The sequence below is a fragment of the Pseudomonas sp. RT6P73 genome (assembly GCF_054897715.1).
Genome location: NZ_JBUBUV010000002.1, coordinates 4925874 through 4942346 on the forward strand (window position 1 = coordinate 4925874; position 16473 = coordinate 4942346).

The 16473-nt window shown below is 59.9% G+C and carries 10 protein-coding genes; 4 read left to right on the forward strand and 6 right to left on the reverse strand.

Translation table 11 applies throughout. The features are described 5' to 3' along the window. Positions 1 to 15 precede the first annotated feature (15 nt). The 6 genes from ACYZT6_RS22960 to ACYZT6_RS22985 form a co-directional block, all read right to left on the reverse strand. Positions 16 to 6945 (reverse strand): TcdA/TcdB pore-forming domain-containing protein, encoded by a 6930-nt coding sequence (locus tag ACYZT6_RS22960; RefSeq protein ID WP_462030002.1) that lies wholly within the window; start codon positions 6943 to 6945, stop codon positions 16 to 18. A gap of 485 nt (positions 6946 to 7430) precedes the next feature. Then, on the reverse strand, positions 7431 to 9131 hold the full coding sequence (gene cobJ, locus ACYZT6_RS22965; RefSeq protein WP_462028748.1) for a precorrin-3B C(17)-methyltransferase: 1701 nt from the start codon (positions 9129 to 9131) through the stop codon (positions 7431 to 7433). Continuing rightward, positions 9131 to 9862 carry a precorrin-2 C(20)-methyltransferase gene (locus ACYZT6_RS22970; RefSeq protein WP_462030003.1) on the reverse strand — a complete coding sequence of 244 codons (732 nt, stop codon included), beginning with the start codon at positions 9860 to 9862 and terminating at the stop codon, positions 9131 to 9133. Before ACYZT6_RS22970 ends, cobJ begins: the two co-directional genes overlap by 1 nt. Further along, a complete protein-coding gene (locus ACYZT6_RS22975; protein WP_131058887.1) occupies positions 9862 to 10488 on the reverse strand; it encodes a precorrin-8X methylmutase in 627 nt (208 codons plus the stop codon). The genes ACYZT6_RS22970 and ACYZT6_RS22975 overlap by 1 nt, the downstream gene beginning before the upstream one ends. After that, positions 10481 to 11788 (reverse strand): precorrin-3B synthase, encoded by a 1308-nt coding sequence (gene cobG, locus ACYZT6_RS22980; RefSeq protein ID WP_462028749.1) that lies wholly within the window; start codon positions 11786 to 11788, stop codon positions 10481 to 10483. The genes ACYZT6_RS22975 and cobG overlap by 8 nt, the downstream gene beginning before the upstream one ends. 153 nt (positions 11789 to 11941) lie before the next feature. After that, positions 11942 to 12595: a hypothetical protein gene (locus ACYZT6_RS22985; RefSeq protein ID WP_462028750.1), complete on the reverse strand. Its 654-nt coding sequence runs from the start codon at positions 12593 to 12595 to the stop codon at positions 11942 to 11944. Between the two features lie 250 nt (positions 12596 to 12845). Here ACYZT6_RS22985 and cbiE point away from each other — a divergent pair, with 250 nt between their 5' ends. From cbiE to ACYZT6_RS23005, 4 genes are all read left to right on the forward strand, one after another. Continuing rightward, entirely contained in the window at positions 12846 to 14057 is a 1212-nt protein-coding gene (gene cbiE, locus ACYZT6_RS22990) for a precorrin-6y C5,15-methyltransferase (decarboxylating) subunit CbiE (RefSeq protein ID WP_462028751.1), read from the forward strand. Then, positions 14050 to 15147, forward strand: a complete 1098-nt coding sequence (locus tag ACYZT6_RS22995; RefSeq protein ID WP_462028752.1) for a cobalt-precorrin-5B (C(1))-methyltransferase — start codon at positions 14050 to 14052, stop codon at positions 15145 to 15147. The genes cbiE and ACYZT6_RS22995 overlap by 8 nt, the downstream gene beginning before the upstream one ends. Further along, positions 15144 to 15872 carry a cobalt-precorrin-6A reductase gene (locus tag ACYZT6_RS23000; RefSeq protein ID WP_462028753.1) on the forward strand — a complete coding sequence of 243 codons (729 nt, stop codon included), beginning with the start codon at positions 15144 to 15146 and terminating at the stop codon, positions 15870 to 15872. Before ACYZT6_RS22995 ends, ACYZT6_RS23000 begins: the two co-directional genes overlap by 4 nt. 263 nt (positions 15873 to 16135) lie before the next feature. Next, positions 16136 to 16426, forward strand: a complete 291-nt coding sequence (locus tag ACYZT6_RS23005) for an addiction module antidote protein (protein WP_109627766.1) — start codon at positions 16136 to 16138, stop codon at positions 16424 to 16426. Positions 16427 to 16473: the final 47 nt, after the last annotated feature.

Below are 16473 nucleotides of genomic sequence, written 5' to 3' on the forward strand. Positions count from 1 at the left end.
GAGGGAACGCACGCTCTAAATAGCCGGTTCCTCTATCACCTTGAGCTGATAATTCGACATCAGTTCCGCCAACGTTGCGCTGCCGGAAACGCCCTTTTGCCTTAGCAACTCGGTCACGATTTCCGACACCGCACGTGATCGATAGCCATTGAGCGAAAGGAACACATCACCGCGCAACGCGACATCCGCTGAGTAAACGCCACGAAAAATCAGGCTATGCCCGCTATCCAGGCCGTTCATCACCAAGTGTTCATCGACCAGGCTGACCCATAACTGATCCATGATTGAGGCGTCCAGAATCAGTTTCCCCGGAATCAAGGGTGGTCGCTCAAGCGGATAACGACAATCGATGATGACCGATTGAAGTTTCAACCAGGCCGCTCGGGTCAGCCGGCCAGTCGTTGCCCCCTGCCCCATTTTGAGCACCAGGATGCTGACATCATCGGCAATCAACGGCAGAAGGTCATTGACCGTCTTCGCCCCCTCGACCACCAGCACTTCGGCGTTTCGCTGGACATAGTCGAGTGGCCCGACAGAGCTTTTCTGCGGATAGGTGTGCAACAGCCCATCCCCGCTTTCGTGCAGCATCACATTGGTTTGATCCCGGGTGCCCACTAGCGTGTATTGCGCAGTAATGGCGGCTTTCGGAATCCGGATCAATCGTCCGGTGCGGACCACATACCATTGAAGGTCATCAGGGTCTTTGACCGACAGGAAATCGGCGCATCGATATTCGTTGGCCAGCGCCGCCAGCCCCTCACTCAAGGGGCCTCCCAGTGCCATGACCCAACGGCTGTCCACACCCGTAATCCGTACCGGTTCGTTGCGCTGTAAATCCACCTCCAGGCCATCGAGCGTCGTTGCCCTCAAGCCAGCGCCCTCCACCTTCACGTCAGTAAAGATCCAGGCCGCCCACTCCTGCATCGGGGCGGGCAAAGCCTCGGCTTGCAGAAGCCTGGTTCCCTGCCCGAATGCAGCGCTCAAGCGTTTCGGATCGATAAAGCGCTGACTGAAAATCTTGCCCGTTGAAAGATCAAACAACCAGGCGGCCTGATTGTCTGGAGCGATACCCAGCAACCGCACTTCTTTGCCATGGCCAAGATCCGCGAGCAACAGCCGATCGTCCAGGTACCAGGCGCACAAACCGGCGTCCCCGGTAAAGTTGGTCAACCCAAGGAGGGCGAAACTCGATACCGGGTACCGCGTCGACACCGCTTGCAATGCGGACCACCACTGGAATCGATCCTTGAACCAGGTTTCGGTCAATCCGCCCAAGCGCAGGTACCCGTCCGGCGTCATGTTGAAGAACAGACCAGAGTCGGTCAGGGCGAGGTGGCCCTGCTCGACAGCGACAACATTTTTCAGTCCGGGTGGGGCAATTTCTCTGGACGACCATTGCGCACGCCCCTCCACCATCGACCATTGCTGTCGCATGAGGCTTCCAAAGCGCTTGTCGTAAGTGACGAACACCTCACCATCGGCACCGGCGGGAGCGATAAGTAAAAGGGTATTCAAGGCCTTGATCGAATCCTCCCACCCCCGTGCATGGTGACGCCGGGCAGCCGCACGGATGATCACTCCGTCAACATCGCGGACCCAGACCAGATCACGCCACTTCTCTTCAAATTGCCAACAAATCGAAACCAGCGCACCGGGGCGCCAATTCACGGTGTCGATGGACTCTGCCGGCAGCACATAGTCGCCCATTACCTGCTTCCAGTCCGTGAGCGTGTCGCCCTGTAATACAGCCTGCAATGCCGGATCGTGACCGCGGGTGATTGAGCCAAGCAACACGGCGCCGTCATGGATCATAAAGGTCAGCTCATCGTGCGGGCCATCCTTTGGCGTGGACTGTTGCACGACCTGAATGCCGCCATTCGCCACCGCCTCGAAGCGGGTAATCGACACGTCATCCCTGACCAGCAAACGATAGCGTCGGACCAGCGTGCCGGTGGTCGCATCGACCTGCCAGACATCGAAACTCTCGGGGTGATAGAAATAGGCCGAGCCCTCGACCACCGCGCCCAACGCAACCTCATCGGACAACAAGACATTTGGATCGCGGATATACAGAAAACGATCCTGAGCCGAGTCGTAATAGGCGACCACCGTCCTCGGCTCGTCCGGTTTCTCAAACGGCACCACATAGGTGTGAACGGGGGTGTAAGGCATGGCCAGTCGATGTTCACGAGCCAGTGACTTGAAGTGATCCAGCAACGCTTGCTCTCCGAGCGTCGGATCGGCCTCTTCTTCGACCACCTCCAACGTGAGGGCAACAAGATCAACGCGCATGATTGTGTTACCCGCAAGCTTGAGCAACACATCGTGAACGCCGCCGCCTGTGAACGTCACACCCAACGTATTCGAAACGAGGCGACCACCAGCGGCTATCCGGATGTCTGCCTCGGCCAGCCAGGGAGCCTGCAGCACCCAGCGCATGGCCGTGTGGCCGGGCGCTTCGAGTTCAAGGTTCACCCCGGGATTGAGCAGCACGGAGCATTGGGCACCGGCGCCTTCGATCCGGTAGCTAACCAGGCCGTGCCACGCTTTCGGCAGAGCAGGCACCACCAGCGAGCGCTCAATGTTGTCGAGACGAACGTTGAACACCGTTGCTTTGTAGACAGGGTTCAGCCGGTTGATCACGTACTCGCCGGGAAACGAGTAGAACGAAAACAGAAACTGCCATTGCCCCTGTTCGTTCTTTTTCTCCAGGCGACGTGCCGTATCAAAGCCGCCGGCATGACGAAACGAGACAAACGGCAGCAACTTGTACTCATAGCCGTACCAGGTTTTTGGGGTGGCGGGCAATACGATCGTCTGCCCGAGCTGCGGCGAAAAAGACGCCGAGTCGGGCAATCCCAGGCCCACGCGGATATCGGTGGCGCGGTCGTAATCCACATCGAAATCCGGGACCCCGAAATGGTCGCGAAGCGGGAACAGTTTCGGGCTGTCAAAACGGACCGTCGATGCGCGCAAATCAAGCTCGGCGAATACCAGCAAGGGATGCGCAATCCAGGCATTCGAGATCTTGTCCAGACGATAGCCGCCCTGTAGATAAGCCTTTTCCATTCCCTCAAAAAACCCGGCGACCTCTTTGGCTTCCTCGGCAATGGTGGCAAATCCTTCGGCCAGTGCAGCGACGCCCACCGCCAACCCGCCCAGAATCACCCCGGCACCGCCCAGCACCGCCGCCACGGTACCCGCGCCCGCCAATGCTGCACCAAGCCCGGCTGCGCCCAGCACGGCGCTCGCGGAGTCGAACGCCAACTGCGTCCCGAACTGCGCCTTTTCAATGTCATTGGTGGCATGGCTCAACTGGTAAATATCAAACCCGACATTCACCATCCCCAGTACCGTGCCGACGCCTTCATTGGCCACATGACCCAAGGCCTTTTGCACCAACGGCGCACTGGTGCGAGCGATCAGTTTTTCATCGTCCAGCGCCTGTCGCACCAGTGCCACAACGCCAATCACATCCACCACGTTGCCGTGGACCAATTGGGCGTAGTTGACGTAGGCATGCAAGCGAATGGCAGTGGTCAGTGCCTTGTCACCACCGCTGTCCGCGCCTTCGTGATGACGCAGTGCGTTCATCAAGGCTTGCACGGTGAAACCGGCATTGAGCGTATGGACACTGCCGGCGTCCGTCGGGTCAGACAAGCTGGCCGCTTCATGCGGTTGCGCTGCCAACGTATGGAAGGTTTGCGAGAGGTAGTTCTTGATCCTAAGGAATCGCGGATCATCGGTGGTGACGCGCACAAGGGTGTGAGCTGGATCGGTATCGATCAGACTGATTTTGTACTCGCCTGCCGGGGTGATCTCCAGGGTCTCGAACAACGCGACGGCGCCCGACGCCAGTCCGTGTTGCTCCTGCAACTGCCGTGTCGCCTGCGCGATCTGCCTGCCCCACCAGTGAGCGTCCAGTTCCAGTAACGAACTGCCCAGAACCCCGTTGTTGACCAGCGACTGTCCGCGCGCGCTGGCCAGCCGCTGTCTGACCCGCGGCGCCTGTTCTGGCAGGCTGCCCGAATCGGAAAGACTGGACACCCGGACGCCCGACGACAGTACCTTTTCATTGAGTCGAGCCGCGTCGAGCTCAATCAGATCAAAGGCCGGACGAGCGGGCTCGCCATAAGCGGCGTAAGGCCTGGCCATCTCTTGCCCGACAAAAAAATGAGTCAGCGCTGCGCTGAACGCTTTTGCAGTATCGAACTCGAAAACACCAAAATTCGGATCGTAGAAATGATAGGTACTGCGCTCGCCCACGACACTCTTGGCCACCAGCATCGAGTGGTTATCCGAGTTGAGCATCAACGTGCTGCTGCCGGTTTTCTCTTCAAGCGTTGTAATCACCTGTGCCAGATCGGCGCGCTCCACCGGCCCCCCCAGGTCATGAACGTCGACATCGCGAAGCTCTTCGAGAATGCTCACGAATGCCGTCGATTCGCGGGTACCCGGTTCAATGACCGCCAGGTAAAACCGCTCACGAAGTAGGTTGCCCGCTTCGACGCCCTTGTTGATCGCAGCCGCCATGGCCAATGCCAACGGGTAGCAACGCCCGGCGATCCGGTCACCGGCGCCATGAAGCAACAAGTCCTGAGGCACCAGCTTGAAGGTGCCTTGATCGAAGCTTTCCAGCACATCGGTCATGCGCTCGCCAATCCGGTCACGGAATTCGAGTTTTGCCACCTGCTGAATCCGGGCGACCTGGCGCCCCCATTGCAACAAGGTCAGTGACTGCTCCAGCGCCTGGGTCTTCAACTCGATGCTGGTCTCGGACAACGCGACGGAGGGTGTCGAGGCACTGGCCAGACCATCAACAAACGCGGGGTGATTTTCTTTGAACAACTCTCGCTCAATGGCCCCGTAACGGTGTGATACACCCAGTTCAGACACGTTGTTGGCAAGGTTCTCCAGCCGCGCGCTGACCTGATCAAAGTGGCCTTGATCCATGGCTCGCACGCCCAGCAGCGAGCCAATCAACAGCCGCTGCCGTGGATCAAGCTGCTCAACCTGCAACGTGCCCCGGCCAATTCGGTGAAGCAATTCGTCCAGAGGTAAATCCCCGCCTGCCGGCTCACCCACCAACGACGGCGGTAACGCGATCTCCTGCGCGAGGATGGATTGACGCTCGTCAAAACTCAGCTGCAATGTCTTGTCGAAAGTCACCTCACCGGTGGTCCGTTGACTCATCGCTCGCCAGAAGGGTTCACCCAGGTGTTGCGCCAGGGACTGCAGCAATTCGGTCGACAACACATGTCGACCTTCAATGACAGGCCAGCCATGGTCGAAATGGATCGCCTGGCTCCTCAGCAACTGATCCACTCTACCTAGGTAACGCGCCTTGAACTTCCCGGCTTCCCAACGTTGTTGTTCGTTCTTGAGCCAGCCATCGAGGTCACTTTCGTTTTCTTTCCAGGAGTGGTCCAGCTCCTCCTCGGTACTGCGGTTCACCGTTGCGATGGGGTCAATAGCCACATCCTTTCGCCAGGCGCCCGCGGCACGAGGGGTGAAGTGTGCTTTTGCGTAATCCGCGAGCGCATCGCGCATCGCAGCGGGCCCGGTCAGATAGATGGTCACTTCGCTTTGGGGGCGAATGCCATCGCTGTAGTAAGAAGCTGCAGCCAGGGCCAGAAGATACTCCCCAGGTTCTACAAGCCCCGGCATAGCACGCAAATGGGCGAGCTTTTCTTCGACCACATCCAACGCAAACCCACTCATGGCCTCAGCGTCGATAGCGGAAACCTGGTGCTCCATGGCCAAACGGGCCGTGGCATCAACGATCTCATAATTGAGTTTGAAGCGATCGATCATGGCGCTCACCATCGCCGATCCGGGATGAGCCATGAGAAACGCATTACTCAGGCTGCCCTCCTCGGCAACCGCTCGCAGTCCGTTCGGACGAACGAGACGTTCTTCGGGGGCGCGAAAAACACGGGTCAACTGCGGGCGACTTTTAGCGAACCGTTCCAGCGCCGGGCGATGTTCTTCGGGGATGCGCTCAAAGTAGCTTGTGTACTGACTTCTTGATGCCTCACGACCGGGCATCCATTCCGGGTTCTGATCCAGCAACAACTGCAATACGCCCAGCCGTGCATCGCTGCGCAATTGACCGATGTCCACATCGCCGAGCCTATTCAGAAGCGGTGGCAGGTTATCGACATCCGCGTAACTTCCACCTTCAGCCATCAAGGCCTCAATGCGTACCACATCGGAGGCCGCGGCAAAGTTGCCTCGCAGGCTGATTTCCCGTTGGTAAATGTCCTGCAAGTGCATCGGTGTTACATTTTCCGCAAGATTGCGAAGTTCCACACCGCCCTCGCCCATTGCCGACATACTTTGGCTATTCTTGTTCCGCAAGGCTTTCAAGCGTGCTTCATCCTGGCCATATCCACGAACCAAAAGATCAATTCGCGCGTCATCCGCGTGAACACCGCGCTCTACCGCCTTGTTGATATGGGCGAACATCTGTTGTTTGAGAACAATGGCCCGTTCCTCATACTTATCGCCAAGATCAAAATGCGATTCGGTGCTATGTCCGCCATTAACCATCGCATCGGCCTTCGCGGCCTCGACAACGATCCGGTTGGTTTCATAGGCCAGTAACGCATCGCTGTCGTACCAGAGCTTCACGGCATAACCCTGACCGGCCAACACCTTGCTCCAGACATTAATGTAGTCGCACTGGATTGTTCCGAGGCCACCTCCAAGCCAGACGAAGTGCAGATTTTTCGGCACTTCGGTGGCCGTGGCACTCAGTTGTTCAATGCTGTCAGACAGGCGTGCCTGAAAACCCTCGACCCTGTCGCGGATTTCAGTCAGACCCGGAGCCGCAGCGCCCTGCGGCGCAGATTGCGGCCCCATTCCAGCTGCACGTCGCCGCCGGCGCCTGGGCTCGACAAAAGACCCGAGGGCCGCGCGCAGCAAACCCAGCGGTGCAAGCATCCTCGGAAAATCGAGCAGGGTGATACAGGCAAAGTAATATCGAAATACCGCGTCGTATTCGTCTGTCCCTTTATGTTCCTGTAACGCCTGTTCAAGATCGGACAATTTAAATAGATCAATAAAATCGACATAGCCGTATACACGACGAACAGCTTGCACACCCATAAAGATTACTTCCCTGTAAAAATAAAAGCGGGCCACCCAACAAGGCGGCTTTCTCAAAAAAACACTAACCGAACAAACTTCCAGCCTCAAAGAAGAAAACAAACAATTGATGACCGAACGAACATCCAGAAACTTTAAATCCATCAGAAACCACAAATAAAAAACAAACGAAAAGACAACCACCCACGAATGCGGGAGTTCTCTTTACGCCAAAGCAAACATCAACTTACATCAAGGCATCAAACCGTCTGCCGCAAAGACTTCCTGTTCATTCACGGCAGACAGTTATAAAAGCGGCCTCAGGACGAGGCCGCCGACATTTACGAAGTTGGCTTGTCGCCGTACCAACGAGGCGTATACACCCACTTGCCACCCTTGGCACGCGGGAACACGCAGGTGGTGGAAGAGCCGATCAGCACCATGGTGCGCATGTCGACCTGATCGGGGGTCAGTTCACCGAGTGTGGTGACGCGCAACGTCTGGCCCGGACGACCAATATCGCGCCCCAACACGACCGGCGTTTCAGCGGTGCGGTGCTGCGCGACAATCTCCAGTGCGCGGCCCAACTGCCAGGGACGGGAGCGAGAGATCGGGTTGTAGAACGCCAACGCCAGGTCGGCCTGAGACGCCAGGTCCAGCCGCTTCTCAATAATTGCCCAAGGCTTGAGGTTGTCCGACAGCGACATCACACAGAAGTCATGGCCCAGTGGCGCGCCGGCCTGAGCCGCCGTGGCCAGGGACGCAGAAACGCCCGGAAGAATCTCCAGATCAACGCTGTGCCAGCTCGGCTCGCTCGACTCGTGCAACGCTTCGAGCACCGCCGCCGCCATGGCGAATACGCCCGGATCCCCCGACGAAACCACCACCACCGACCGCCCTTGGGCCGCCAGTTCAAAGGCGTGGCGAGCACGCTGCATTTCCTCGCGATTGTCGGTGCAATGCAGCACCTGATCCTCGCGAAATGGCCCGGCCATGCGTACGTAGGTTTCATAACCCAGCACGTCATTGGCCCGCGCCAGTTCGGCCTTCACCGCCGGCACCATCAGTTCGGCGGCGCCAGGGCCCAGGCCGATCACGGCCAAACGACCGCGCGCACGACCGATCTGTGCAACTTCCAGTGGCTGACTGGCCACCGCGATGGCGATGCTGGTATCCGCCGACACGACGGTAGCGTTCGGCACTGTGTGGCGGACCAGCTCACTGACGCCGCTGACCGAGGCAAACCGCAACGGCACGCCCAGCTCAAGCGCGGCTTCGCGCAACGCTGGGTTGGCCATGTGCAGATCGCTGGCCAGCAGGCAGGCCAGCGACTGCGCCGCGATGTTCGCCTGATGCAGCGCCGCGCGAATCGCATGCGGCAAATCCGCCACATCGGCGCTCACCGCAACCAACACGCTGCGCGGGTAGATCAACAATTCATTGGCTGACGGTATGCGCTCGGCACTGCCGACATGGATCGACAACTGTGCCTGCGGGTCTTCCGGCAGATGCGCTTGCGCTAGCCACGGCGCGGCGCCTTCGATGCGCACGCTTTGGCCGGCGAGCAAATCCGAGACGAAGCGCTTGCCCAACTCCAGATCGCCGAGGGCGTATCCGCTGGGTGGATTGAGCAGGCAGGTGCCGAAGCGCAATTCACCGCTGGTGGTGATCGCCGCAGCAACCTCAAGACCGGCAGCAATCTCCCGCGCCATGACGTTCACGCCACCAAGGCCGCCGAGCAGCGGCACCACGGCGCTACCGTCTTCGGCCACGGCCAGCACCGGTGGCTCGGCGCCCTTCTCCAGCAGCAACGGCGCCAGTGTACGGATCACGATGCCCGCCGCGCACAAGGCAATGATTGGAGTGTCTTGCTGATAGAACTCGCGCAAGGTCGCGCCGAACTCGTGATAGACACGGTCCGCACCTTCAGCCCGTTCGGCCAGGCCATGGATCAACGCGTCGGGGTAGACCTGCTGGATCTTGCGTGCAGTGGCGAGGCTGCCATTGCCAAGAATGACAATCGCCGGAACTGGACGGGCCATCAGCCTTGCCACCGTTCGCCGGGAACAATGATCAACGAGAAGTACGGCGAGGACATGGGCTCGACCTGATCCAGCGCAACGATCTTCTGATTGGCCATGGTCGCGCGCTCGACGTACAGCGCACGCTCAGCCAGACCGAGTTCTTCGAGCACCTGACGGACCTTGGGGAAGTTGCGCCCCAGCTTCATGATCACCGCCGCGTCGGCATCGGCCAGCCGACGCTTGAGGTCCTCGTGCGGCAACACGCCGGACAGCACCGACAGGCTCTGATTGCGATACACCAAGGGCGCGCCCAGCACCGAAGCACCGCCGAGCATCGAACAGACACCCGGCACGACTTCGGCTTCGTAGCGTTCGGCCAGGCGATCGTGCAGGTACATGTAGGAGCCGTAGAAGAACGGATCACCTTCGCAAATCACGGCCACGTCACGACCGGCATCCAGATGCGCGGCGAGTTCTTCGCCCGCCGCATCGTAGAAATCGCTGATCACTTGCTCGTACGACAGCGGTGCCGGCAGCGCTTCGGTGGTCACCGGATACACCAGCGGCAACAGCGTTTGCGCGTCCTGCAAATGCGTTTCGATGATGCCGAAGGCGTTGCCCTTTTTACCCTTGGCGACGAAGTACGCCACCACCGGCGATTCGCGAAGCAGGCGCAGGGCTTTGACGGTAATCAGTTCCGGATCACCGGGGCCGACGCCCAGGCCGATCAAACGTCCAGGTGACTGCATCATTCGATCTCCGTGGCGAGGGCGTTGACGGCGGCGGCGGCCATGGCGCTACCGCCCAGCCGGCCTTGCATGATGACAAACGGCACGCCACGGCTGTCCGCCGCAAGCGCTGCCTTGGATTCGGCAGCACCGACGAAGCCGACCGGGAAGCCGAGGATCAGTGCCGGTTTCGGTGCGCCGGCATCGAGCATTTCCAAAAGATAGAACAACGCGGTTGGCGCGTTGCCGATCACCACCACGCTGCCTTCCAGATGCGGGCGCCACAGTTCCAGCGCGGCGGCGGAACGGGTGTTGCCCAACTCACGGGCCAGCTCCGGAACGCTTTCATCGCGCAGGGTGCAGATCACCTGGTTGTTGGCCGGCAAACGCGTGCGGGTCACGCCCTCGCTGACCATCCGCGCGTCGCACAGAATTGGCGCGCCGGCGGCCAGCGCCTCACGCCCGGCCTTGCCCGCGCCAGCGGAAAATTGCAGCCCGTCGATGGCATCGACCATGCCGCAGGCGTGGATCACCCGCACCGCGAGTTTTTCCAGATCGGCCGGGATTCGCTCGAGGTTGGCCTCGGCACGAATGATCGCGAAGGAGTTGCGATAGATCTCCTGACCGTCGCGGATGTAATCAAGCATCAAAGGGGCTCCGTGAGCGGGCGTCGAGCAAGGCCGCGACCGCTTCAATAGTAAGGTTGCGTGCGTGCAGCGCGCCGAAACCCGGCTGCGCTGCATCGCGAAAATAGAGGTCGTAGTGACCGGGGGAAACCGCCAGCAAAGTGACCTGTGCGATGTGCGCGGCCGCGCAGGAACGCTGGCAGCCGGACAGGTGCACGTTCAGCACCTGGCCGTGGCGTTGCAGCAGCGCCGCCAGTTGTCGGGCGTCGCCCTTGGTGTCGGCGAGGCCTTTGCCGCAACCGGTCGAACCGGTGCAGGCGATGAGATGCGCCAGAGCATCGTCGGCCGAGCAACGCAGGCCGAGTTGTTCAAGGCTGTGGATAACGTGAGGCGCATCGTCGCCAAGGACGCCGGGCAATAACAGGCTTTGCCAAGGCGTGAAACGCAAAGTGCCGTCGCCCCGCTCGCGGGCCAGTTGTGCGGCGCCCCTGAGCATCGCCGGATTCAGGCGACCCAGCGGCGGCACTGCGCCGATGTAGACACGCCCGGCGTCACGCTGTGGATGGCCGCCGATGTGCAGGGCACTTGAAGTTGCCTCGCGCTGCCAAGCCCTGATGGACATCAACGGCACACGCTCGGCGAGGCGCGCGAGAAACGTGTCGAGCGAACATTCGGCAAGTAGATGCCGCATGCGGGTCTGCTCGGGGCGCGCCAATTCCAGGAACAACTCCAGCACCGCGACCACCAATGCGTGGCCCTGCTCCAGCAACACCGCACCGACGGGCAGGTCGACGAGGCAACCCGCCAGACCGAATGCAAACACTCGCTCACCGTCTCGCTCAGTAGCGGACAACCAAAGGTCATGAGGGTGTTCGAGCATCACCAGGCTTTCGCCGCCATCCAGTTGCACGGCGAACTTGGCGCTGAGGTCGTGGAAGCGTTCGTCGCTTTGCAGCGTTGCGAGGATCTGTTCAGCCAGTGGGCGCGTATCGATCAGCATCTGTTGATCAATGCCGGCGCCGGGGCTGAGCATCAGATTGCGCACATCGTCGCCGGCTGCGCTGGTCGGGCCGAGACCCGCCGCCATCAGGCTGTCGATCAAGGCGCCGTGTTCACTGCCTATCCCGCGAATCTGCAGGTTGGCGCGGTTGGTTGCCTCGATCACCCCGCCAGCGAATCGCTCGGCGGCATCGGCCACTGCTTCGGCCTGAGCCGCGCTGATCGAACCGCCATTCAACTTGATTCGGCAGATGCCGCCGTCCAGCGCCTGGACGATACGCAGCAACCCCGGACAGGCCGAGGGGCGTAAAGCGGTGGACATCGGGCGTTCGTTCAATGGGTGACCGGCTGACTGGATGCACGTGAAGGGCGAAGGGCTGCCATTATGCCTGCTTTGCCCAAGCGCATGATAAGTCTGCCGGTCGGAATCGCTGCTCAAGTCAATCAAGCAAATGAATGCTTCAGCCTGCGTGGGTCAGAGTTCGTATTCGCTGAACTCGAGCGCGAGGGCTTGAGTGGCTTCTTCCACGCGTTGCCGAATGGCGTCCAAGTTTCGACGCTTGATCTCCAACCGCCGAATCCGGATATCCAACTGAGACATACTCTGGTCTATCGTCCAGAACAGGTAGGGTGTAGCGATGCCCAACTTGATGAACCTGACATGACTGACCACCATTTCCAGATCTCCGTTGGGTTTATAACTGACCGGTACGATGTTGAATCCGATTATTTTCCCACTCAGGCCCGCAAACTTCGCCAGTAACTTGGCGTCACTCTCTAACTTTCCAAGTACTGCTTCAATCTGTGCTATTTGAGCGCTCGCGAGGTAGGGACGTGCCACTTTCAACCAGGCCTCTTTTAAACTGCCCGAGAACTGCGGCTTGATGTACTCGACAGGCTCGTCAAGCGTCCAATCCATTGACCAGAACATACCGGTGTAATGATCGAACCAAGGCCCTGGCTGCGTCTCGCTCTTTGCGACTTTGTCGGCGCCATGCTGGGCCAGAAAAATGCAATTTTTGACAAAGTCATTGTCAGCGGCAGTTTGGCCAGCCATGCCAATCAGCAGAACATTGTTCATCATCAGCGCATTAGGTTCGATGACACCTTTAGCTAACCCATTATCCATATAAGTTTCTTTCATCCTTGATATTGTCGCGACCAACATCAATTATTGGCCGGAGAGTTAATTCATATAAAGATTGCTTAACATGAGCAAAAACAAAACTACCAAAACTATCATTCCAACCAGCAATTTTTCCTCAACATTAAGTGTCTGCAACTCGAAATCCTCCTGTCCCGGCCATAGACCCGCGTCAGATGACAGAAGCCGCGCTATCATGCCGTCTTTGAATATGAACTTTGGATCAAGGAACAACATGGCCTCCTGGCTGACAGTAGTGGGTATCGGTGAAGACGGCTTCAAGGGCCTGGGCAAAAACGCCCGGCACGCCCTGTTGCGTGCTTCGCGGATCGTTGGCGGTCAGCGACAACTGGATTTGCTGCCGGCCTGCATCCGTGGCGAGCGGCAGCTGTGGCCCAGTCCGTTTTCCCTCGACCCATTGCTCGCGCTGCGTGGCGAACCGGTCTGCGTGCTGGCCAGCGGTGATCCGATGTTCTTTGGCGTCGGTGCCAGCCTTGCCCGGCAAGTGCCCAACGATGAAATGCTGATCCTGCCAGCGCCCTCCTCCTGCTCGCTCGCGGCGGCGCGAATGGGCTGGCCGTTGCAGGAGGTGGTGACGCTTTCGGTGGTCGCCCGGCCCATCGCCGCACTGAACGCGCAGTTGTTCAGCGGCGTGCGTTTGCTGGTGCTGAGCAACGATGGCCAAAGCCCGGCCGCCATTGCGGCGCTGCTGCGTGAACGCGGTTTCGGTCCGAGTCGTCTCAGCGTGCTGGAACATGTAGGCGGTGCTGCTGAACGACGCATCGATGGTGTGGCCAATGACTGGAACGCTCCATCGGTCGCAGACCTGAACCTGATCGCCATCGAGTGCATTGCCGAGCCGAACACGCCGCGCCTCTCGCGACTGGCCGGTCTGCCGGACTGCGCTTTCAAGCACGACGGTCAACTGACCAAACGCGACGTCCGCGCGATCACCCTTGCGCGCCTCGCCCCGGTCCCCGGCGAACTGCTGTGGGACGTCGGCGCCGGCAGCGGCTCGATCGGCATCGAATGGATGCGCACTCACCCCGGTTGCCGCGCGCTGGCGATCGAAGCCGATGAAGGTCGGCAGCAACTGATCGAGCACAATCGCGATGCCCTCGGCGTGCCCGGTCTACAGCTGATTCGTGGCAGTGCACCACAGGCCCTGGCCGGGCTCGAACGTCCGGATGCGATTTTTATCGGTGGCGGGGTCACCCGTGACGGTGTGCTCGACACCTGCTGGGCGCAACTCAAACCCGGCGGACGACTGATCGCCAACGCCGTCACGCTGCAAAGCGAAGTGACCCTGATGGCCTGGCGCGAACGTCACGGTGGTGAGCTGACCCGTATTCATGTTGCTCAGGCCATGCCCCTCGGAGAGTTCGACACCTGGCGTCAGGCACTGCCGATTACCTTGCTGGACGTGACGAAGCCCTTCGATGCGTGACGAAACCGCCGAGCAACCCGCCCCGCTGCGCAGCGGTCTCACCACCGGCAGTTGTGCCACCGCGACCAGCCTCGCGGCGGCCCGTTTGTTGTTGAGCGGGATGAGCACAGATGCCGTGGAAATCGTGCTGCCCAAGGGCAAGCAGGTGCAGATGCGCCTGGAGTTTTGCCGATTGATCGACGACGGCGCCGAAGCCGGGACGATCAAGGATGCCGGGGATGACCCGGACGTGACCCATGGTGCGCTGTTGTATTCCCAGGTGCGCCTGAGTGACGAGTCGGGCATCCGCTTTAGTGCCGGTCGTGGCGTCGGCACGGTCACCCGGCCCGGGCTGGTGCTGGGTGTCGGCGAGCCGGCGATCAACCCGGTGCCGCGCAAAATGATCACTGAGCACCTGACGCTATTGGCCGAAGAACTCGGCTACAGCGGCGGCTTTGAGGTCACGGTCAACATCGAGGACGGCGAAGCGCTTGCGCTGAAAACCATGAACCCGCGCCTGGGCATTCTTGGTGGGTTGTCGATCCTCGGCACCAGCGGCATCGTCCGGCCGTTTTCCTGTGCGGCCTACATCGCCTCGATCCACCAGGGCATCGACGTCGCCAAAACCAACGGTTACCTGCACATCGCCGCGTGTACCGGCAACGCCAGCGAAGACACCATGCGCCGCGTCTACGACCTGCCGGAAATTGCCCTGATCGAAATGGGCGACTTCGTCGGCGCCGTCCTCAAACACCTGCGCAAAGTGCCGGTGGAAAAACTCAGTCTGTGCGGCGGCTTCGGCAAGATCAGCAAACTGGCCGCCGGGCACATGGATTTGCACAGTCGGCATTCCAGCATCGACCTGCCGCAACTGGCTGAATGGGCCGCTGCGATTGGCGCCGATGAGGCGTTGCAGCAAGGCATTCGCGAGGCCAATACCAGCCAGCAAGCCTTGGCGATGGCCAGCGCCGCGAGCATCGCCCTCGGTGATGCGGTGTGTCAGCACGCGTTGCACTTCGCCCGCAGCGTGATACCGGCGCAGGTTCAGGTTGAAGTATTTGCCATCGATCGCCAGGGTGGGATTGTCGGCCATGCAGGAGCTTTTCAATGAAGCGCATTTTGCTGCTCGGCGGCGTGACCGAAGCCTTGGCCATCGCCCGCACGCTGGGGCCGGAACACCTCTACAGCCTGGCCGGCGTCGGTCGAGTGCCGACAGATCTGACCTGCCAGGTGCGCGTCGGCGGATACGGCGGCGCCGAAGGCCTGGCGCAGTTCATTCGCGATGAAGGGATCGACCTGCTGCTGGACGCAACCCATCCCTACGCTGCACAAATCAGCCAAAACGCCACGACCGCCGCGCAGCTGAGCGGCATTACCTGCTGGGCGTTACGACGTCCTGCCTGGCAACCACAGGCCGGGGATGATTGGCGGGACGTCAGCGATTGGGCCGAACTGATCGAAACCCTGAAACCCTTCCACCGACCGCTGTTCACCCTTGGCCGCGAACCCTTGCAGCACCTGCACGAAATTCCGCCGGAGCAATTCTGGACCTTGCGCGCACTGGACGTTTACCCCGGCAATGAACGCTGCGAAGTGATTGGCGCGCGCGGGCCGTTTTTGATCGAGGATGAACGTGAGCTGTTTGAGCGTCGACAGATTGATGTGTTGATCAGCAAGAACAGCGGCACCACGGCGACCGAGCCGAAGCTGGAAGTGGCACGGGAGCGTGGGGTGCCGGTGATTGTGTTGCAGCGGCCGGTGCTGCCGGGGGTGGATCGGGAGTTTGGGTCGGTGGTAGATGTGCTGGCAGCCCTATCAGCAGAATCCAGTACATAACCTGTAGCAGCTGGCGAAGCCTGCGTTCGGCTGCGAAGCAGTCGTAAAATCTTGCACCGCGATCCTGCAGGTGAACCGTGGTGTCAGGATTTACGACTGCTTCGCAGCCGAACGCAGGCTTCGCCAGCTGCTACAGGAAATGCGCAACGCCCTACATCTCTATCGGACCTCACACACAGCATCATCCAAAACGGCCGACTAGTCGGATCGTATTCCCGCCCTTATGTTTCTGAGCCCCTTGAACAAGCTGCTCTGAGACTGCGATGACCGAACAATTCACCCGATTCGACGCTGCCGAATTTCTCAAGACACCTGAAGAAATGGCAGCATATCTGGATGCGTGCTTTGACGAAGATGCAGGCGATGGAGTTCTCATACGTGCCGCACTCAACGACATTGCCCGAGCACAGGGTATGACGCAGGTTGCCCGTGATGCAGGCCTGGGCCGTGAAAGTTTGTACAAAGCATTGGGAAGCACTGGCAATCCAGAATTCGCGACTATCATGAAGGTTATGAAAGCTCTGGGTCTGCGTTTGCATGCCACGGCGCTCTGATTGCGCTGCGACACCACACCGCACGCCGCTTTTTTACTTCTCGGCCC